Source organism: Mesorhizobium sp. M0189 (assembly GCF_040322135.1).
In the GTDB taxonomy this organism is placed as follows: domain Bacteria; phylum Pseudomonadota; class Alphaproteobacteria; order Rhizobiales; family Rhizobiaceae; genus Mesorhizobium.
Map to the genome: position 1 here is coordinate 96,721 of NZ_JAMYSW010000007.1, position 18,973 is coordinate 115,693.

16 protein-coding genes are annotated in these 18,973 nt (G+C 61.9%); 4 read left to right on the forward strand and 12 right to left on the reverse strand.

Going from position 1 to position 18,973, the window contains the following annotated elements; translation table 11 throughout:
- The first annotated feature begins 414 nt into the window (after positions 1 to 414).
- The gene (locus NKJ09_RS15350) at positions 415 to 873 is read left to right on the forward strand and encodes a hypothetical protein (RefSeq protein WP_352494752.1); all 459 of its coding nucleotides are present in this window, start codon (positions 415 to 417) and stop codon (positions 871 to 873) included.
- A gap of 39 nt (positions 874 to 912) precedes the next feature.
- Here NKJ09_RS15350 and NKJ09_RS15355 read toward each other — a convergent pair whose 3' ends face one another.
- From NKJ09_RS15355 to NKJ09_RS15365, 3 genes are all read right to left on the reverse strand, one after another.
- Positions 913 to 1,587 carry a LuxR C-terminal-related transcriptional regulator gene (locus NKJ09_RS15355; RefSeq protein ID WP_352482007.1) on the reverse strand — a complete coding sequence of 225 codons (675 nt, stop codon included), beginning with the start codon at positions 1,585 to 1,587 and terminating at the stop codon, positions 913 to 915.
- Positions 1,584 to 3,026 (reverse strand): sensor histidine kinase, encoded by a 1,443-nt coding sequence (locus NKJ09_RS15360; protein WP_352494792.1) that lies wholly within the window; start codon positions 3,024 to 3,026, stop codon positions 1,584 to 1,586. The genes NKJ09_RS15355 and NKJ09_RS15360 overlap by 4 nt, the downstream gene beginning before the upstream one ends.
- A 147-nt stretch (positions 3,027 to 3,173) precedes the next feature.
- Positions 3,174 to 4,691 (reverse strand): S10 family peptidase, encoded by a 1,518-nt coding sequence (locus tag NKJ09_RS15365; protein WP_352762990.1) that lies wholly within the window; start codon positions 4,689 to 4,691, stop codon positions 3,174 to 3,176.
- A 320-nt stretch (positions 4,692 to 5,011) separates the two neighbouring features.
- Here NKJ09_RS15365 and NKJ09_RS15370 point away from each other — a divergent pair, with 320 nt between their 5' ends.
- Complete coding sequence (locus NKJ09_RS15370) at positions 5,012 to 5,440, forward strand: hypothetical protein (RefSeq protein ID WP_352482004.1); 429 nt, start codon at positions 5,012 to 5,014, stop codon at positions 5,438 to 5,440.
- Positions 5,441 to 5,532: 92 nt separating this feature from the next.
- Here NKJ09_RS15370 and NKJ09_RS15375 read toward each other — a convergent pair whose 3' ends face one another.
- Positions 5,533 to 6,867 (reverse strand): four-carbon acid sugar kinase family protein, encoded by a 1,335-nt coding sequence (locus NKJ09_RS15375; protein ID WP_352482002.1) that lies wholly within the window; start codon positions 6,865 to 6,867, stop codon positions 5,533 to 5,535.
- A gap of 4 nt (positions 6,868 to 6,871) precedes the next feature.
- Positions 6,872 to 8,146, reverse strand: coding sequence for a 3-oxo-isoapionate-4-phosphate decarboxylase OiaX (gene oiaX / locus NKJ09_RS15380; protein ID WP_352515697.1), 1,275 nt, complete (start codon positions 8,144 to 8,146; stop codon positions 6,872 to 6,874).
- 183 nt (positions 8,147 to 8,329) lie between these two features.
- On the opposite strand from oiaX, the gene NKJ09_RS15385 reads away from it, so the two are divergent.
- Positions 8,330 to 9,043: a transcriptional regulator NanR gene (locus NKJ09_RS15385; RefSeq protein ID WP_352494750.1), complete on the forward strand. Its 714-nt coding sequence runs from the start codon at positions 8,330 to 8,332 to the stop codon at positions 9,041 to 9,043.
- Positions 9,044 to 9,355: 312 nt separating this feature from the next.
- Positions 9,356 to 10,324: a GlxA family transcriptional regulator gene (locus tag NKJ09_RS15390; RefSeq protein WP_352494749.1), complete on the forward strand. Its 969-nt coding sequence runs from the start codon at positions 9,356 to 9,358 to the stop codon at positions 10,322 to 10,324.
- 78 nt (positions 10,325 to 10,402) lie between these two features.
- Here NKJ09_RS15390 and apnL read toward each other — a convergent pair whose 3' ends face one another.
- The 7 genes from apnL to NKJ09_RS15425 all read right to left on the reverse strand — a co-directional run bounded on the left by apnL (position 10,403) and on the right by NKJ09_RS15425 (position 18,747).
- Positions 10,403 to 12,310 carry a D-apionate lactonase gene (gene apnL, locus NKJ09_RS15395; protein WP_352494748.1) on the reverse strand — a complete coding sequence of 636 codons (1,908 nt, stop codon included), beginning with the start codon at positions 12,308 to 12,310 and terminating at the stop codon, positions 10,403 to 10,405.
- Positions 12,307 to 13,341 (reverse strand): Gfo/Idh/MocA family protein, encoded by a 1,035-nt coding sequence (locus NKJ09_RS15400; protein WP_352494747.1) that lies wholly within the window; start codon positions 13,339 to 13,341, stop codon positions 12,307 to 12,309. Before NKJ09_RS15400 ends, apnL begins: the two co-directional genes overlap by 4 nt.
- 1 nt (position 13,342) lies before the next feature.
- The gene (locus NKJ09_RS15405; RefSeq protein ID WP_023720264.1) at positions 13,343 to 14,407 is read right to left on the reverse strand and encodes an ABC transporter permease; all 1,065 of its coding nucleotides are present in this window, start codon (positions 14,405 to 14,407) and stop codon (positions 13,343 to 13,345) included.
- Positions 14,404 to 15,948, reverse strand: a complete 1,545-nt coding sequence (locus NKJ09_RS15410) for a sugar ABC transporter ATP-binding protein (protein WP_352494746.1) — start codon at positions 15,946 to 15,948, stop codon at positions 14,404 to 14,406. The genes NKJ09_RS15405 and NKJ09_RS15410 overlap by 4 nt, the downstream gene beginning before the upstream one ends.
- Complete coding sequence (locus NKJ09_RS15415) at positions 15,945 to 16,598, reverse strand: DUF2291 family protein (RefSeq protein WP_352494745.1); 654 nt, start codon at positions 16,596 to 16,598, stop codon at positions 15,945 to 15,947. Before NKJ09_RS15415 ends, NKJ09_RS15410 begins: the two co-directional genes overlap by 4 nt.
- Positions 16,599 to 16,711: 113 nt before the next feature.
- Positions 16,712 to 17,653, reverse strand: coding sequence for a D-ribose ABC transporter substrate-binding protein (locus NKJ09_RS15420; RefSeq protein ID WP_023675475.1), 942 nt, complete (start codon positions 17,651 to 17,653; stop codon positions 16,712 to 16,714).
- A 266-nt stretch (positions 17,654 to 17,919) separates the two neighbouring features.
- Positions 17,920 to 18,747 (reverse strand): phosphogluconate dehydrogenase C-terminal domain-containing protein, encoded by an 828-nt coding sequence (locus NKJ09_RS15425; RefSeq protein WP_023720261.1) that lies wholly within the window; start codon positions 18,745 to 18,747, stop codon positions 17,920 to 17,922.
- Between the last annotated feature and the right edge of the window lie 226 nt (positions 18,748 to 18,973).

Sequence of the window (18,973 nt, forward strand, 5' to 3'; positions counted from 1 at the left end):
CTGGTACAGGAGGCCGCTATGGACCCGAGCACTCATCAGGCACGTTGGCTGCTTTTTCCGTTGTTTGGCCTGTGTTTCGGGATCGCGGCCATTGGATTTATTGTTGGCTGACGGTGGGAAGTCGGCGCTATCACCGAGAGACGCAACCAACGGAAGGCAAAAGACTTGCGCAGTAAATAGTCCCTTCCTGCGCCAGCGAGACCCACCAGTTACCATCGTGGGACTGGTGGGTCTTGACGTCCCGGATACAAACCATTGTTTTAAGCATGACACGAAGTCGAACAGGAGGCAGCACGACAGGTCCGTATGATTAAGGGGATTTACGACATGCGACTGGCAAGTTCATTGATGACGACCCGGAGACGAAGGACCAGATCTTCACGAGGACGTCGTGTCCGTATTTCCGTAATCGTGTTGACCTTCATTCTCGTCGTAGGCCCGTATCGCGTCATGTTCGACGGACCGTCGCCGACGCTCGGCCTGCAGGCCGCCTGTGCCAAAGACGGTGGGAACGGCAACGGCAATGGCGGAAACGGGAACGGGAACGGGAATTCAGGCAATTCGGGTGGAAACTCCGGCAATTCAAACTCGAACGCTGGAGCCGGCAAGGGCAAAGCAAAGTCGCAGGACGACAATCCCCCTGATCCCGCCCCTTTGGTAAACCCCGACAGCAAGCCAAAACTCTTTGTCAACGCGACCACAGGAGACCGGGTCGAGGTGCGTGGGCCGAGCATTGGCGTGGTGCATTCGAACGGCCTCAGCGAACGCATCGACAGCGGCCAATATGAAATGCGGGATGCCAAGGGCCGCACCATCATTCGGCGCCTGGCGACGCGTTCCGATCGGGACAGATTGCTTGAAATGATCAACTGAGGGCCAGTTCACATAGCTGCGCTGTGCGGCAATTTTGGCTCAAGCATGATCGCGAACAGGCGGATGCTGGCGCTCAGTCGCGTCGCGCAACGTCATTGCGGCTTCGGTCCTGTTGCTGACGTTGAGCTTGGCCAGGATTCGCGTCATGTGGTGCTTTATCGTTTTCTCATGCAGGTTCAGCCGAAGCCCGATCCGCTTGTTGCTCAGTCCCGCGGCAACCAGCGTCAGGATCTCCCTTTCGCGGCTGGTGAGTTCGGCAAGTCCGTCAGCTTTCGCCGGCTCTTTTGATTGAGCCGACAGATCGGCCAACAGGCGCGCCGATAATTGTGGACAGACATATCGTTCGCCCGACGCTACCGTGCGCAGGATCGCAGCCAACGTCCTCGACCCGACCCCCTTCAAAACATAGCCCCTTGCCCCGCTCTGCAACGCGGTCATCACGTGCTGGTTTTCTTCCGAAACGGTCAGCATCACGATTTTCAATGCCGGCTGCCGCTCCAGGGCCGGTCCGATCACACCAAGGCCACCTCCGGGAACCGAGATGTCCATCAGCAGAATGTCGGGCCGCTGGTCTTCGATTATCCGCAGGGCGTCATCTCTGCTGCTTCCTTCACCGACTATCTCGAATCCGCCGATCTGATCGAGCGTGCGCACAACGCCTTCCCTGAACAGAGGGTGGTCGTCGACGATGGCAAGCTTGATGGCTGCGGTCATGTCTGCCCCATTTCAACGATGTTGAGAGCCATTTTCACGATCGTGCCACTTTGTGAGGAAGTCACGGTAAACTGGCCCCCGAGGCTTTCCACCCGCTCGCGCAGCCCAACGAGCCCCAGCCTCTCGGGACGCACGATTTGTGGGTCAAAGCCAGGGCCGGCGTCGGACACTTCGATACAAACGCGCTCGCCGTCGAAATGTTTCTCGACCGACTGACCTTCACCTCCGGCATGGCGAAATCCATTGTTCAGCGCCTCCTGGACGAAGCGGAAGATGCAGATCTTGGCCGCCGGCGACAACGTCGCATGGCCGCCGGTCATCGATAGCGCCACTTTGGCTCCGGTTCGTTCTTCGTGCGCTTGCACGGCAAGCTCGAGAATTTCGGCCAACTCGGCATGCTCGATATGCGGCAGGACAAGGCCCTTGCTGATGCTCCTGATCTCGCGCATGGCATCGTCCAGATGTGCTTTCACAGCCAGCAATTCCTGTGCACGCTTCGGTTGCGGCGTAGCGGGATCGGCAATGAGGGGGCTGTCGATCCCCAGCGCCGCGAGAGCAACCAGTTGGGCCGGCCCATCGTGCAAGTCCGCACCGATGCGCCTGAGATAGCGTTCGTTGAGTGCGGTGGCGCGCTGCGAGGCACGCTGCACCTTCAGCCTCAACAGTCTGTTTTGAGCAAGCAGGTCGGAGAGTTCAGCAATGCGCTGCTTCAACGAGCGGCTCTGCGAACTGATCGTGCGGCTGCCACGGAACACGATTGCCGACAGCCCGAGAAAGAAGGCCGTTGTGACGGCGGCAACGTCCAGCCAGGTTCGAATAAGTGCCTGATGCAGGTTTCTTTCGAAATCAGTGGCGACCTCGTAGAATTCCGAAACGGCCACCACTTCCCCCGACCATGGCTGCAGCACCGGGTTGTAGATCTCGAGGAGATGCAAGCCGCTGGCTCTTTCGGCCTCGCTGTCCGGATCGTCGAGCTTGTCGAACTCCGAAACCATTTGGCCTGCAAACGCCGCGCGGAGATTGCCGCTGGGTTCAAAGCGCTTGCCGATCAATGTCTTGTCGGTCGAATACAGGATGGTTCCGTCGCGACGCCAGAGCTTGAAGGATTCGAGCCTTGTGCCGAGTGCCCCTTGTCCCAGCGTTTCATCGAGCGCGTGGGCGACGCTCTCGTCGAGGACTTCGCTCTTGCGCATATCCGGAAGCAGCGGCGCGATAACGCTGTCCACGTAAAGAGCCGTAGCGGATGCCGAATTCTGCGTGACCACGGCTTCTATGTGGCTCGTGACTGAAATCCCCACCACCACCATGGCCGACAGGGAGAATAGACCACCCGCGAGCAGGAACTGCGTGGCCAGCGACAACGCGTTCCAGCGGCCGACAAGGCTTGTCACCCAGTGTGGCCTAGTGTTCCGAGTGGCCCGCTCGGCAACACGCCGCATCAGTGGCGCGATTCTGGAGAACCGGCTAATTTGCTGTCGAACGTCGCTAAAAGACGCCATCCTTGGTGTGTAACCGATCAATTGCGATGGAACTAGGGCCTGATGAGAGGGCGAACAGCGCATCCGGCGCTTTTTTGCGCAACTGTCTCATTGCGTCGTTCGGTAAAGCTCGGACGCGGCCTGCTTCAGTGCCGCCCGTCCATCCGGCCTCAGATACATCATGTGCCCGCCTTCCAGCACCTCGGCGCGAATGGGCTTTGCGCCGGCAAGTGAAGGAATTTGACCAAGCAGGTAGCGCGAGCCCATGTACGGCGTCACCAGGTCGCTGTAGCCGTTGACGATCAGCACGCCGAGATTGGGGTTCAGCGTGCGCGCCTGCTGAAGGTCGTCCATGACACTCGCATAGCCCTGACGCGTCGGGCTCGTTCCATAGTCCCAATTGCCGCTAACTTCGCGGTTGAGAAGCCGATAGCTGATATCCGTACGGAAGTTCAATTCATCACGCACGTAGCCGACGAAAGCAGAGGTGAGCGCCGGCACGCTTCGGTCGAGCACCGGATCGGGACCCTCGACTCCAAGGCTCTCTGGCGCCACGTCCGCCGTCGCGATGTTGCCGTCATAGGCGCTGAGAACATTGCCCTTTGCCCGTGCAAACTCCTTGGCAAAGAGCCCTATGGGAATGCGTGCAAAGTGCCGCTGGACAAGGTTGAGCGGCAGACCGGTGATTTCGGCGACACGCTGGCTCGCCAGCCGTCCACCTTGCTCCAGTCCACCGGCTAGCGCGGCCAGATAATCGCCGAGCGCATAGCGTTCGACTTCTGCCAGCCGCTCCTGCAGAGCCGGGCCGGAAACGCCTTCGCTGTGCAGGCGCACTGCCGCCAGCGACGGCAGTTCCAGCGCCCAGTGGAGCGGCTGGAACTCGTCCGGGCGCACCAGCGTGAATTCGAGCGCCGGCGAAATCAGCACGACGCCGCTCGGGCTGATGCCGATGTCTTCCTGAAGCTTCCTGGCGAGCAATGCCGCCCGAAACCCGCCATAGCTTTCGCCGGCAAGAAACACCGGCGATGCCGTGCGGTTGGTCTGCGCCAGATAGAGCCGGATGAACGCGCCTATCGACGCGGCGTCCTGACTGACGCCCCAGAAGCTGTGTGCCTCCGTGCCGGGCGCTTCACGGCTGTAACCGGTTCCGACAGGGTCCACAAAGACCAAGTCGGTCATGTCGAGCCAAGTGTCGGGGTTATCGAACAGCCTCTGTGGCGGCGGCAGGAAACTTCCATCGGCCGCCGTCGCCAGGACCCGCGGACCGAGCGCGCCGAGGTGCAGATAGGCGGAAGCTGCTCCCGGACCGCCATTAAACACGAAGGTGATCGGACGCCGCGGATCCGGTCCCGTTTCTTTTCCGGGATGCAGTGCATAGGCGACATAGAAAATCTCGGCGGTGATATCGCCTTTGCCGGACGGCAATGACAGCGTGCCGGCCTTGGCCTCGTAATCGAGCGTGCGTCCGGCGATGACGATCGAATGATCGGAAGTCTGCGGCGGCGGCAGGAGCGAGAGAACCCCGCCTGTGGGCGGCGGCCGCTGGGCCGCCTCCGCATGACTGGCCCCAGCGCCGGCGGCCAACAGCAGAAGAGCGAGGGCGATTTCTTGCAGCTTGATAAGCATGACGTCTCCGGAGCAATTGGCTGGAAACTAGCACACCGTCGGCCGAACCAAAGTCACAGCACCGTGCGCCAGTACTCGGCGTCCAGGCGGAAGACAGGGTGCGAGGGTCATGGCAGCAGCGTCAACCCCTTGCAGCAGATGCGCGGCGGTGGCGCACCAAACGACTTCGTGAATTTCTGCCGGTTGACTCGACTGGCTCACTTCCTAGGTTGGCATTCGGGGCTCCCATGCAATCCGAAGTTGGTATGACATCTTTCCACACACGAAAGCTTGCCCTTCTCGTTCTATCCGTAAGCGCCGCCATCCTGTCCTCCTGCGTCATGCCCGACGACACGTCGAGCACTGCGAAGGAGGACGCCACGGCGGCAGCAGCCCGCAAGGAGATGGTCGGCCTTAGCGAAGCGGATGTTCGAATGTGTGCCGGCTTTCCGACAGCCACCGCCGATGTTGGCAGATCCGGCCAGATCTGGACCTATCAGCGCGTCGTTCAACGCGGCAATCTCAACATTGTGGTTCCGACCGTGGCCATTGGCCCCGTCCCGGCGCTCGGAGGTTCCGTCAACGTCGCCCCCGGCGGCTATTGCAATACGCAAATTCGAATGGTTGACGGCCATGTTGCCGAGGTCGCCTACGCCGGTGACAACAACCTGCCGAACAACCGCGACGGACTCTGTGTCAGCACGGTGGACGCCTGTGTCGCCTATGCCCGTCAGCGCCATCCAGTCAAGGCGATGGGTCGCACGCGGTAACCGGGATCAGACACGCCTCTGATTGATTTGCCGGCTAATGGATGCTGCCGGATCTCGATTTGAGCACCAACGACTTACCTAAATTTCTGCTCTCAACCGCCGATCCCATCACGAATGGCGCAGAAATAGCGGTCGGTTCCGACCTGTCCGCCCTTGAGGGCAATTTCCAGCCCGTCAATCGCCTCGATGCGCGAATGCGCGAGACAAAGCGGCGAGCCCGGCGATGCCGGCAGCGGCATTCGCACCGTCAGCGCATCGACGCCTATCTGGCCAAGTGCGTGGCTCGACGTATCGCCGCCGGCGATGACCACGCGCAGTAGCTTCTCTTGAAGCGTCAATTCGCGGAGAAGCTCGCCAAGGCCGCGGCCAAGCTTATGGCGGGCGCCTTCCTGGAGATCGATTTCAGCACCGCGGTCGGCCGCCGGTCCGAGCGCGGTGTAGAGGATGACGCTGCGCCCGGCCTTCAGGCTGGAGCGGCCGGTTGCAACCGCGCGCGCAATAGCGTCGTTCGAAGCCTCAGAAACCAGTTCGACCGGGTCGATCTCGATCCCGTCGAAGCCATCGGCTAGAGCATGCCGGATCTGCCGTTCCGTCGTCGGCGAGCAGCTCCCCGAGACCACGGCGATCCTGTCGGCAGCTCCCGGCGGCGAAAACGCGAGTTTGGCATCCACGATCCGGTTCGATGCCCATTCGGCCAGCAAGGCATATTCGATGCCTGAAGAGCCGACGACGAAATAACCGCCCGGCCTGCGAGCGCGCCATATCTCCTTGCCGGCAAGCGCCTGGGTTTCCAGGCTGTCGGCATCGAAGAGCACGATGTCTGTGCCATTCTCCACAAGCCGGTCGAATGCTTCCGACCGCGACGCCGATTGCAGCGTCGCCAGGTCGACCAGCCCCGAGCTGAGGTCTGTCTGGCGCGACAGATGGATCAGCAGGTCGGATTCGTCCATCGGCGTGGTCGGATGGCGGCTCATCACGGGATGGCGATCGATACGGAAATATTTGTCGCGGTAGGCCGCGAAGAGATGACCGAAGGCGGTGTAGCGCTTCAGCTGCGGCGCGCCGACCACCAGCGGCACGCCGCCTTGCCGGAAAACCGAGCGGCCGATCTCGATCGCCCGGCCGATGCTGCCGATTGCCGGGCTGGAATCGAAGGTCGAGCAGACCTTGTAGTGGCAGATCTCGGCGTTGAGGGTCTTCAGCCAGGCGAAGGCATCTCGCAGATGCGTGTCCATCCACTGCGGCGTCTCGCTTCTGCTGGTGCCGGCCAGCCCGATGGCGCGGCAATGCGCAAATTGCGAAAGCAGCGCCTCGTCCGGCTGCCGCATGAACAGCACGGTCGGCACGCCGCCGAGCTCGAGCGCCTCCATCACATCGGTCGAGCCGGTCAGGTCGTCGCCATAATAACTCAGAAGCAGGTTTTGCATGGCGTCAGGCCGCCTTGCCGTCGCCGAACTTCTCGATCGACCGCGCCAGCTCGACATGGCTCAAGGCATAATCCGCCAACGGGATGTCTTGGACCGCCGCCTTCCAGGCCTGCTGCACGGCGCGCACGCCGGCGCCCGGCCCGTCCGGGTGGCTGACGATGCCGCCGCCGCAGAGATAGAGAAGATCGACCGTCCGGCCGGTTCGCTGGAAGGTTTCAGGCGCCTGCCCGCCCCACTGGCCGGAGCCGGCGACCGGCAATGCGCAATCGGCCGGCGAAAAGATCGGCGTGGTCACCGCCTTGAAGGATTCGACGAAGGACCAGTCGGGTTCCCAGTATTTCGAGGCGATGCCATTGATCTGGAATTGGTCGACGCCGAGCAGCCGCCAGAACTGCTGCCAGACCTTGAAGTCCATGCCGAGGCCAGGATGACGGGTGAGAATGTCCCAGCCATTGCGGTGGGCATGGAGCACCAGGCTGGAGCGCTTTCGGAGGTAAGCCATGCCGCCAAAACCGATCGAATTGATGTTGACCACAGCACAATTGCCGCCGGCCTTTGCCACCAGGTCGTGGTTTCGCATCATCTCGTCGGGATCGGCATGTGAGATGCCAAAGGCATACATGACCTTCTTGTCGGTCTTCTGCTCGTGGTCGAGGATCAGCGGCATAATTGCCCTCACCCGCTCCGACAGTGGTGAATAGGCCGGGCTCATCAGCTTCTCGTCGTCCTTGATGAAATCGACGCCGGCGGCAATCAGCTCTTGCACCATCGCGGCCGTCTCGTGCGGGCGGAGTCCCAGCGCCGGCTTGACGATGGTCCCGATGATCGGACGATCCGCGACACCGGTCAGCCTGCGGCTGCCCGTGACGCCGAATTGCGGGCCGGGATGCGCGCCCCGGTACTCCTCGGGTAGCTTCATGTCGACCACCCGGATGCCGGATAGGCCCTTGATCGAAAAGGTGCCGCCGATGGCGATGGTCATCAGCGCCGACAGGTCGGTGCCGATGGCGTCCAGCGGAAAGGCAATATCGACGTCGGCGCGCTTGACCGGGCCGTTGCGTGCTTCGGGGCTGGCTCCGGGACCGGTTTCGGGAAGAGACGGCCGATCCGCCTCCGGCAGATGCCGTATCGCCAGGACCCGCGCCGCGACCCTGGCCTTGAGCTCTTCGGTCTCGCCGGCCAGCGCGACGAAGGTTCCGGTCGACTGGTCGCTTGCGATCTTGGCCGCCAGCGCCTCGATATTGTCCGGCGTTTCGATGCGATAGGTGAGAACAATCATATTCGCGCGGCCTGCCGGGGTGGTTCGAAAAAGGTTCCTTGGCCCTCGAAGTCTGGTATAATGAGTACATAAGCATTGCAAGCCCTGTCCGGCTTGGCGGGAAAAGGCGGGCGGGCGACAGGCGTTCCGGAACTCGCGGTGGAAATGCTAGATAGAGGCCGGTCATAGGAGTGATTCGCGACGATGAACCGTTCGGAGCCGATCGTCCGGCGCAAGCTTTCCGACGAAGTATTCTTGAGATTGAAGCGCCTGATCACCAGCGGCGAATTGCAGCCGGGCGACGACATGCCGTCGGAGCGCGAACTGATGGAGCGCTTCGAGGTCGGCAGGCCGGCGATCCGCGAGGCGATGCAGGCGCTGAGCAATATGGGGCTGGTAGCGATCTCGCATGGTGAGCGGGCCAAGGTGCTGCAGCTGACCGCCAAGTCGATCATCAAGCAGGTCGATGGCGCGGCGAAGATCATCCTGTCATCGTCGAAGGATACGCTCGAGCACCTCAAGAACGCGCGCATCTTCTTCGAGCGCGGCATGGTCAGGGAAGCCGCGGAGAAGGCAACCGCCGAGGACGTGCAGCGGTTGCGCGCAACGGTTGCAGAGCAGCGCAGCCATCGTGGCGACTCGGAAGCCTTCATATCCGCCGACATGAAATTCCACACCCAGATCTCGGCAATATCCGGCAATCCGATCTATGTCGCCGTCAGCGAGGCAATGCTTGGCTGGCTAAAGGAATACCACACCGAAATGCTGATCTGGACCGGCAAGGAAAAGTTCACGCTGACCGAGCACGAAGAGATCATCGGACGCATCGAAGCCAAGGATGCGGATGGCGCCGAGAAGGCGATGATCAAGCACCTCGAACGCTCGCGTGCGCTCTACGTGATGAATTCCGGCAACTGAAAATCAAGCGCAGGTCTCTACCGGCGTCGCGGTCGGGACTGTGTTCTCGGCCTACTGACTGACTACAGGTCAGCCTGAGTCCAGACCGGCGCAGTTTGCTGTAGCCGTTTGAATCCGATGTATGTGCCGCGTTGTTTTCATTCAGCGATTTCCGCATTTGCATCTCTCCAGCCATGGATTTCCGCGGCCGCTGTCGTCAGCAAGCCCGTATACGGCCATCCTGGAGGCGCCGGCCTTTTTCTGGAATTGGCAATTTTGACAAAGACTGTGCTAGACGTGCCACTCGGCGGGAATGACGTCGGGAGAACCGCAATGGCTGACAGGAGCCTCCACGTTGTGATCTGGCTGCCGTCGAATTTCTATTCGGCCGTTGTCTCGACGCTGGTCGAAATGTTTCAGCTTGTGAATGACGTCTGCCGTTCACAGGTTCTTTCATGTGAGTTCGTTTCAAGGGGCGCGCCGTCGACATCAAGCACCGGAATTTCCTTCCCGACAAAGGCTCAGCCGTCCCGAAAAATGGATGTCCTGATTCTCATTGCGATGCCGGGTGTCGAGATTCCGGAGCTTCTGCGCTCGCTCGACGAGGAGAGTGAGCATTCAAACCCGCTGATCGCGCTCGCTCAGCAGCAGGAGGCAATCATCGCAGCACATTGCGGCGCATGTTATCTGCTCGCCAATTCAGGATTGCTGGACGGCAAGCGCGCAACGATATCCTGGTGGCTGAAGAACGAGGCAAGCCGCCGGTTTCCGCAAGTGCGATGGGACGCTTCCCGCCTGCTCATTCGCCAGGACCGCCTTTACACATGTGGCGGCGGATTTTCCGGACTCGAACTCGCCAGGGCTTTGCTGATCGATCTGGGCTTCTCGAAGGAAGAGCGGATCATTCGAAAACTTCTGGTTCTTCCTCCGCCGCGCAAATTCCAGAGTCCCTACGAATTTCCTCTTGACGAAATTTCGAACGAGGCCAGCCCATTCGAGAACAAGCTGCGCGAGCTCTCGAAAGACAAGATGTCGGAAATCGATTTGAAATTTCTCGCAACCGAATTGGCGATGTCTTCGCGAACCCTGTCTCGCAGGTTTTTCGACGAGTTCCAGACAACGCCGGGAAAATGGATTCAGGAAAGGCGGCTGGAGTTGGCAAAATCCATGCTTGAGGAAACGAAACTGAGCGTTTCAGAAATTTGCTATCGGGTGGGATATCAGGACGTCGCCTCGTTCAGCCGTCTTTTTTCCAAGACAACTGGAATGGCGCCAGGCGAGTTTCGAAAGCAAATCCGGTGACAAGCCGGCAGCGGAAATGCTGCGGCTAGGGGCAACCGTTGCGGAATTGCGGCGATTCATGAACCCCGGCATATGACTTCAGCCGATCCGGACGATTGCGTAAGGCGTCATCACAAGACGGTCTCGGCCCGACGCGTCGCGCTGAATCTGGCGTGACGTTCGTCCATCCCAGATCTTCAGAAAACCCTGATCGGAGCCGAGCCCGGAAACATCGACTAAAACGTCGTCAGGGGTAAGGTTCGTCAGCCAGACGATGATCTTGCCTGTCTGGGTGCGGCTGGCCAGTCCGAGCACCCGCGTCTCATCGGTCGTTGCTGCCGCCATGTGCGCATGGCCGGCCAGTTCGCAAAGTCCTTTCACCGCGTGGAAAATCGGCCGGCGTGTACCTTCTTCGACCGGTTCGTCCGACGAGGCCAGCACGCCGAATGGCCCGGTGAAGCTGCAGAGCGTGAGCATTTCGAGCCCGGCAGGGGCGAGGCGTGCGGCATAGCCGATCGTCCACGCAGCCCCGAACAGTCCGGCATGGCGAGGGTCGCGGTCGGCCATGGCAATGCGCTGACTGTCGGGATTGGCCTTGGTCGCGCCGCCATAAGGGTTCTGGCGCATGGCAATGGTCGACGGCCCGATCCGATAAGGTTTTGTTCCGAAGATCGCCCGTACAGACGCCGCGATGAAAGGCAGCGCCTCCAGCGATTGCATGACGCTGAGATCGTCGGCGGCATGCACGATGGGGCAAGTGCAATGCGTGACGAAATCGAGCGGGTCGGCCGGCACACGCTTGCGGTTGAGTTCGGTGAAATAGCTGAACATGCCGCCGCCGAGGCGGATGTCGGGAAAGGCACGCCGCGCCGCGGCATAGACGTCTTCGAGCGCCAGGCATTGCGGCCACGCGCTGCCCGGTGGCGTCGACTGCCGGTCGACCGAGGGCGAGACGGCAATGGCCGAAAGCTTGAGCCCGGCCTGGCGCACCCTGTCGGCGACGCCTGAAAGCTCGGCGTCGAGATCGCCGTCGCCGGCAATGACACATTCGAGCGTTGTCCGGACCGGATAGGCGGCGGCGAGCCGGGCGTAGGATCGCAAGGCATCGAGCTCGTGGCCGCGCGTCGGGTCATAGTGGAACATCAATTGTTGCGGACCAAGCTCGGACAGCACCGACAGCTTGCCCAGCACCGCCTCGACCTCATCCGGGTAGATGATCACGCCAACGTCCGGCAACACCGGTCCGGCTTGGCCGAGCGTGACACGGATCGGTTCGGCGCTTGCCGCGGCAGCCGGCACTTTCCCGCGGCCCTCCATCCGCAAGCTGATGGTTTGGCGGAAGGTTTTGCCGGCAGGCAGCACATAGGGCCATGGCAGCGCCAGCGGCCGGACATAGGTCTTGTAGGAGGCATCTGACCAGTTGCGCTGGTCCTCCATCTCGAAAGTATCGCCTTGCATCCGGCATTCGGCGCTGACGCCCGGCCGGACCTCATGGGTGATCGCCCGCAGATTCTTGAACGGCTGCCAGGGATCGATCAGCTCTGGAAGCCGCGTCGCGACCACGCTGCCATCGGTATGCTCGACCGTGACCGGGCGGCCGGCCAGGCCGGCGATCGGATGCAGGATGCAGAAACCACAGCGATTTGTTTCGAAATCGCTGTCGGGAAGTGCGCTCACGTCGAAGACCAACTGGCCATCGGCGGAGCCCTTGATGGTCGCACCGAAGCCGAGTCGGCTGCCGTCCGGTGCCTGGCAACTTGCCGAATAGCTGACCGAAAATGCCTCGGCATCTTGCTCGATGGCAAGGTTGGTGAGCGCCGGCTCGTAAGTGCCCCAGTCGCGATCCCTGACGATGTAGGCGATGGCGCGCAGAACTTCGGTGCTGCCATGCCGAATGGTGCGCAGATTGCCGTTGACGAAGTCCGCCGTCAGCGCGCCGGCGCGCAGCCTGACCGGTTCGACTTCAACTGCACGTGTGCCGTAGAGGAGGAAGGCGTCGGCTGTCATTTCAGCAAGGCGTCGAGTTGCACCGGTTCGCGGCTTGCGGCGCCGGCATAGGCCGCCTCGACCAGCGCCAATGTCTTGAGGTTGTCCGCGCCCGAGGTCGCGGGCTCGGTTACGTTGGTCAAGCAATCGACCCAATGCTTTTGAATGGCGACGACGCTTTCCTGGATGTTGTGCCACGGCCGCGATGCCCAGGGCAGCAGCGGTGGCGAGACGTCGCTGACAGCCGTCCCGCTCATGCCGGTGACGGTGAGGCGGTAGCCCTGCGCCAGCCGGATCGTGCCCTCGCTGCCGTCGATCTCGATCAGCGTCTCGGGGAACGGTTCTGTCGCGAGCTTGGTCGCATAGCTGCAGTCGACCACCGAAGTGGCGCCGCTCGTGTGGTCCATCAGCATCGTCGCAACGTCCTCGCCGGCAATGCCAGGGTTGATGCGCGCCGTTCGCGCGGTGACCGTCGAGACGTCGCCCAGCAGAAAGCGGGCGATGTCGAGGATGTGGATGCCGAGGTCTTCGATAATGAAGCGCTTTCCCGTCGCCAGATAGGGCTGGCCGGAAAACACGTCATAGGCAGAGCGGAACGAGATCCGTCCGAAAAAGGGGGTGCCGATTTCGCCGCTGTCGAGCACGGTACGCACCGCCTGGATCGGCGACTGCCAACGAAAATTTTCGTGCACCATCAGCGGCACACCGGCGACGGCGCATGCCTTCACTATCGCCTTGGCGTCGGCAAGCGTCGGCGCGAACGGTTTTTGGCAGATTCCCGGGACGCCGTGCTGCGCCGCCATCTCGACGAGGGGACGGTGGCTCGGCGCGGTGGTGGCGATGTCGACGAAATCCAACCTTTCGCCGGCAAACAGTGCTGCCGCGTCGGTATAGCGCCGCGCGACCCCGAACTGGTCGCCGACGATCCTCAACCGGTCCGGATCGCGGTCGCAGATGGCAGCGATCGAGGCACCCTCTATGTCGCGCCAGGCATGCATCTGGTTGACGGCGAAGAAGCCGCAGCCGATCAGCGCTCCCCGCAGTTCCGTCATGTCAGCCGGCCTTTGCCATCTGCATCAGCGTCACCCGGCTCTGCAGCCGGCGCTGTGCCTGGTCGACGACGACGGCGACGATGATGACGAGGCCCTTGATCACCATCTGCCAGAACGAGCTCACCCCCATCATCACCAGCCCGTCCGAAAGAATGCCGATGACGAAGGCGCCGACAATGGTGCCGCCAATGGTGCCGCGTCCGCCCGACATCGAGGTGCCGCCGAGCACTGCCGCGGCAATGGCGTTGAGTTCGAAGCTCTCTCCGGTCGCCGGATGCGAGGCCATCAGTTCGGACGAGATGATCAGTCCGACGATCGCCGCGCAGAAACCGGAGAACATGTAGACGAACATCTTCACCATGTTGACGCGGACGCCCGAAATCCGCGCCGCCCGCTCGTTGCCGCCAACGGCGAAAATGTGGCGGCCGAGCGGGGTGTACTTGGCGAGATAGGCGGCCCCTAATGCAACAACGAGCAAAATCCACAGCGCGACGGGCAGGCCGAGCAACCGGCCGGCGCCGAGAAAGCCGAATCCGGTGGTGCCAAGCTCCGGCTTGCCGACGAGATTGGGGAAGGTGCGCCCGTCGGACGACAGCAGCGCCAGGCCGCGCGCGACATAGAGCACGCCGAGCGTGGCGATGAACGGCGCAACGTTAAGCCTGGTGATCAGCAAGCCGTTGACGGCGCCGATCAATATGCCGACGGCAAGCGTGATCAGCGCGATCTCGAAGACGTTGAAATAGATGGTATAGCCGACCTGCAGGTCGATGCCGTTGAGCACGAGATAGCCGGCCACCATGCCGCACAGGCCGACGATCGAGCCGACCGACAGGTCGATGCCGCCGGTGATGATGACAAAGGTCATGCCCATTGCGAGGAATGCGTTCAGCGCCACGTGCTTCGACATCAGGATAAGATTGGCGGCCGAGAGGAAATTGGGGGCAGCTATCGAGAAGAACAACAGCACGGCGATCAGCGCGATGAACGTCCTCGCCTTCATCAGCGTCAGCAGGACCGAGCCGCTCGAAAGGGAGGTGACCGCCGCCTTGGCTGGAATGTCAGTCATGCGCCTTGCTCTCCGTGCGGGACCGGTCCGTGGCCGAGCGCCGAGGCAGCGACGATTGCGGCCTCTGTCGCCTCGGCGCGGTCGAACGTACCAGTCAATTTTCCATTGCTCATCACCGCGATGCGGTCTGACAACGCCATCACCTCATCGAGATCCGAGGTGGCAAACAGGATCCCCAGGCCGTCGCGCGACAGCTTGCGCATGGTGCGGAACACGTCGGCCTTGGCGCCGACGTCGATGCCGCGGCTCGGCTCGTCCATCAGCAGCACCTTCGGTCCGGTGAGCAGCGCCTTGCCGATCACCACCTTCTGCTGGTTGCCGCCCGATAGCGACGAGACTTCCTGCGCCGGATCGGCGACCTTGATCGCCAATTCGCGCACGGTCTGGGCCACCGCCTGTCGTTCGGCGGCACCACGAATGTGGAACAGGCGCACGAAACGCGACAGGCTGGCCAGCGTCAGATTGCTGGCGACGGAGAGGGTCGACACCAGCCCTTCGCGCTGGCGGTCTTCGGGGATCAGCGCCAGGCCGCGGCGGATGCGTCGCGTCGTGTCCCGCTCGTGCACTTTTTTGCCGGCAATGAATATCGTTCCGGTCGAATGGCCGTGACGGCCCATGATGCAGTCGAACAGCTCGCTGCGTCCGGCTCCCATCAGCCCGTAGATGCCGAGGATTTCACCGGCGCGCAGCGACAGCGAGACGTGGTCGACCGCGAGCCCGCCGGTGACACGCGGCAGGCAAATGTCCTCGGCACGGAATATCTCTTCGCCCGGAACATGGCCGTCGGCCTTGGCGAAGTCCTTGGCGTCGGAGCCGATCATCTGCCGCACGATCCACTGGGTATCGACGTCTTTCATCTCCGCCTGGCCGGTGATGCGCCCATCGCGCAGCACGGTGATGGTGTCGCCGATGCGGATCAGTTCCTCGAGCCGATGCGAGATGTAGACGATTGCCACGCCGCGCGCCTTGAGGTCGGCAATCACCTTGAACAGGATCTCGACTTCCGCCGCGCTGAGCGCCGAGGTCGGTTCATCCATGATCAGGATGCGCGCATCGAGCGAAACCGCCTTGGCGATCTCGACCAGTTGTTGCTGGCCGATGCGCAGATCCTCGACCAGCATGTCGGGCCGGATGCCGGCTTCCAGGCGTTCAAGGAACTCCGCCGCGCGGCGCTCCTGCTCTTTGCGGTCGATCTTGCGGAAGCGGTTGGTGATCTCGCGGGTGGCGAAAATATTTTCGGCGACAGTCAGATTGCCGAACAGGTTCAGCTCCTGGAACACCATGCCGATGCCGCGATTCACCGCATCCCCGGATGACGAGAAGGAAACCTCCTCGCCGTCCAGCAGAATGCGCCCGAGTGTCGGCTGCTCGACGCCCGCGATGATCTTCATCAGCGTCGATTTGCCGGCTCCGTTTTCGCCGACCAGCACGTTGACCGCGCCCTTGCGCACCTCGAAATTCGCGCGCTTGACCGCGACGGTGCCGGAATAGACCTTCGAGACATCCTCCAGCTTCAGGATGACATCTTGATCGCCGCTCATGGCTTCGGCCCGATCTCTGCCTCCTCCGGCGTCACCAGCGGCAGGTCCTGGCCACTGCCCGGCGTATAGGCGCCGAGGATCTTGACGCTGCGGCCCTCGAGTGTCTCGCGCGGCAGCTTGGAAAGTACGGTCTTGTCGGCATAGGCGTTGAACGACTTGCCGAACTGGGCGAAGTCGATCTGATTGGTGAAATCGTTGAACTGGATGAAGTCGAGGCTGTCGCGCAGGGCGGTCCCACGCATGGCGGGGCCGATCTGCACCCGCGCATCGGCCTTGCCGTCGCCGTCGGCATCGACATCCATCGTCGCCGCACGTGACTGTGTGTTGGCTGCAACGACCTTGCCCTCGAGCCGAACGGCGAAGGTCCACGGCGAATTCGCCTGCTTTTTCGGGTTGCCGTATTTGGCGCCGGCAGCGGCGGGATCGGCCTTGGCCAAGGCATGCACCTCGGGAAACGGCCCGGCCTTCTGCTGCAGATAGGGTATCACTTTCGCCGCCCAGATGTCCTCGACCATCTTGTCGGGATTGAACGCGGAGCCAGTGCCGCCGTTTTCCGCCGACGGCGTCGGCAAGATCTTGCAGGCGGTCAGGCTGACTATTGCTGCGAGGAACAACGCGACAAAGATCGGCCGGGTCAGCGTGTTGAACATGTCGGCTCGTTCGGCATGGCGGTGAGGAGCACCCAGAGAAATGGAAGCAAGGGCGAAATGGAAGCAAGGGACGAACCGGAGGCTCGTCCCTTGCTGCCTGATGTTACGCGGGCTCAGTTGGTGAGCGCGAACGTCTCGAGCTTGGCGGCATTGTCGCCATTGACCAGGACGCAGTCCATCAGCTGCTTTTCTTCGGCGGGAGACTTCTTGTTCTTGATGAAGTCGTTGGCCTGCTCGACCGCCATCTGCGCCTGCGCGAAGGCCGGCTGCAGGACCGTCGCCTTGATGCCGCCGGAGGTGATCGAGTCGCGCACGTCGTTCGACCCGTCGAAGCCGACGACGATGACGTCCTTGCGGCCGGCAGCCGCGAGTGCCGCATAGGCGCCCATCGCCATCGTGTCGTTGCCGGAGATCACGCCCTTGATATCGGGATTGGCCTGGAGGATCGATTCCATCTTTGAATAGGCCTCGGTCTGGCTCCAATTGGCCGACTGCTGCGCCACCATCTTCAGGTCCGGATAGTCGTCGATGACGTCGTGGTAACCCTTGGAGCGGATGCCGGCATTGGTGTCGGATTCCTTGCCGACGAGCTCGACGAAATTACCCTTCTCGCCCATCAGCTTGACGAATTCCTGCGCGCCGAGCTGGGCGCCCTGATAGTTGTTGGAGACGATCTGCGCGACGGCAACGCCGGTGGCATTGATCTCGCGATCGATCAGGAATGAAGGAACACCTGCGTCCTTGGCCTTCTGCACGGCGGCAACGGTGGCGTCGGCGCCGGCATTATCGAGGATGATTGCCTTGGCGCCGCGGCCGATCGCCGTGTCGATAAGTTCGGACTGCTTGTTGGCATCGTCGTCATGGACGAGCACCAGCGCCTCGTAGCCGAGTTCCTTGGCCTTGGCCTCTGCGCCGACAGCTTCCGCCTTGAAGAACGGATTGTCATGCGAGGGCGTGATGATGGCGATCAGATCCGCCGCATAGGCGGGTGCGGCCGTGCCAAGCGCCAGCATGCCGGCGAAAGCCGCAAGCGTCATTCTGCGTGTCAGTTTCATGTATTCCTCCCGTTGAAAACCCGTGCCTTGATCCCAAGGCTATATGCATTCAATTCGTTAGCCAGCGCGGATCGCGGCTCGCGTCAGGTTCACAAGCCCTTTGCCGGCTTCACCTCGATCGATCGTCTCCCCGCTATCCTCCACTCGTCCCAGGCCCTGAGCTTGCTGCGAAGCTTGACGGTCCGAGCCATCGAACAGCTAAGCTAACTGGTATGATGAGTCAATGACAATTTCAGGTGATATGTTCCGGAAGACGCGTCGCGCCCTCAGGTGATGCGCTGAATGCTCGCGGCAATCTCCTCCGGCTCGAACACCCGCTTCCAGTCATCGCGCATCAGCACCGGCTTGCCGAACTCTATCGCCTTGTTGCAGGCGTCGGAGAACACGCCTTTGGTCTCGCCGAAGATGACGGCGCCAAGCACGTTCATATGGCCAAGCAGGAAGTCGAGCGCCGCCTGCTTGTCGACCCCGCGCGCCACCACCTCGTCGACGGCCTCCTTCATGACGACGAGCAGCGAAGCGCATACCGTTTCCGAAAGGCCGGGCTCGAGCAGCGCCATTTGATCGACAGTGACGCGATGCGAGCGCATGACCGGGGCCCAGATGATCTTGGCGATCGCCTCACCCTTGGCGAAATCTTCCTCCGGTCCCTGCATCAAGGCGCTGACCATGTGCTGCTTGGCCTTGACGCCGCCGAAATAGTCCTTCTTGGCCGCCATGTCGGTCTCGTCGTTGAAGATCGGCGGGTGGCACGGGTGGGTGACGAAATAGGTCAGGTCCGGTCGCTGCGGCAAATGCCCGGCGAAAGGTGCCGCGGCGTCGAGCACGACGACCATCGTGCCTGATGGAAGCTTGCTCTCGATGCTCGCCGCGACCTTGCCGATATGCGTATCCGGCACCGCCAGGATCACCACATCAGCGCCATCAAGCGCCTCATCGGCGCTGACGGCATCGATGCCGAGGCCCGACTTCAGCCGCTCGCGGCCGGCGTCGCCGACCTCGACATGGCGTACCGTATAGGGAGATCCGCGAAAATTGGTCGACAGGCGGTAACCCATTTTGCCGCCAGCACCAAACAGCGCAATCGTTGTCATTGTCCGTTACTCCTGATTTCCAACGACCGCCCTGCCGATCGTCATCCCATTGACTTGTATGCACATTGCCGCCGGCTGGCGGATTAGAAAAGGCGGGGAGCCGCCGCTCAAATGACGATGCCTGGACGATGTCCCGGGCGCTCGGATGTCCAGCACAGCGCAGCTATGCGGGGCAATGCTACCTCAGGTACATATTATACCAGCATACCAAATTGGCAAGCGGCCG

What these genes read in the sequence shown, in the direction of transcription:
- NKJ09_RS15355 (WP_352482007.1), bottom strand. Translation starts at nt 1,587, where the DNA reads ATGACCGCAGCCATCAAGCTTGCCATCGTCGACGACCACCCTCTGTTC.
- NKJ09_RS15360 (WP_352494792.1), bottom strand. Translation starts at nt 3,026, where the DNA reads ATGCGGCGTGTTGCCGAGCGGGCCACTCGGAACACTAGGCCACACTGG.
- NKJ09_RS15365 (WP_352762990.1), bottom strand. Translation starts at nt 4,691, where the DNA reads ATGCTTATCAAGCTGCAAGAAATCGCCCTCGCTCTTCTGCTGTTGGCC.
- NKJ09_RS15370 (WP_352482004.1), top strand. Translation starts at nt 5,012, where the DNA reads ATGCCCGACGACACGTCGAGCACTGCGAAGGAGGACGCCACGGCGGCA.
- NKJ09_RS15375 (WP_352482002.1), bottom strand. Translation starts at nt 6,867, where the DNA reads ATGCAAAACCTGCTTCTGAGTTATTATGGCGACGACCTGACCGGCTCG.
- oiaX (WP_352515697.1), bottom strand. Translation starts at nt 8,146, where the DNA reads ATGATTGTTCTCACCTATCGCATCGAAACGCCGGACAATATCGAGGCG.
- NKJ09_RS15385 (WP_352494750.1), top strand. Translation starts at nt 8,330, where the DNA reads ATGAACCGTTCGGAGCCGATCGTCCGGCGCAAGCTTTCCGACGAAGTA.
- NKJ09_RS15390 (WP_352494749.1), top strand. Translation starts at nt 9,356, where the DNA reads ATGGCTGACAGGAGCCTCCACGTTGTGATCTGGCTGCCGTCGAATTTC.
- apnL (WP_352494748.1), bottom strand. Translation starts at nt 12,310, where the DNA reads ATGACAGCCGACGCCTTCCTCCTCTACGGCACACGTGCAGTTGAAGTC.
- NKJ09_RS15400 (WP_352494747.1), bottom strand. Translation starts at nt 13,341, where the DNA reads ATGACGGAACTGCGGGGAGCGCTGATCGGCTGCGGCTTCTTCGCCGTC.
- NKJ09_RS15405 (WP_023720264.1), bottom strand. Translation starts at nt 14,407, where the DNA reads ATGACTGACATTCCAGCCAAGGCGGCGGTCACCTCCCTTTCGAGCGGC.
- NKJ09_RS15410 (WP_352494746.1), bottom strand. Translation starts at nt 15,948, where the DNA reads ATGAGCGGCGATCAAGATGTCATCCTGAAGCTGGAGGATGTCTCGAAG.
- NKJ09_RS15415 (WP_352494745.1), bottom strand. Translation starts at nt 16,598, where the DNA reads ATGTTCAACACGCTGACCCGGCCGATCTTTGTCGCGTTGTTCCTCGCA.
- NKJ09_RS15420 (WP_023675475.1), bottom strand. Translation starts at nt 17,653, where the DNA reads ATGAAACTGACACGCAGAATGACGCTTGCGGCTTTCGCCGGCATGCTG.
- NKJ09_RS15425 (WP_023720261.1), bottom strand. Translation starts at nt 18,747, where the DNA reads ATGACAACGATTGCGCTGTTTGGTGCTGGCGGCAAAATGGGTTACCGC.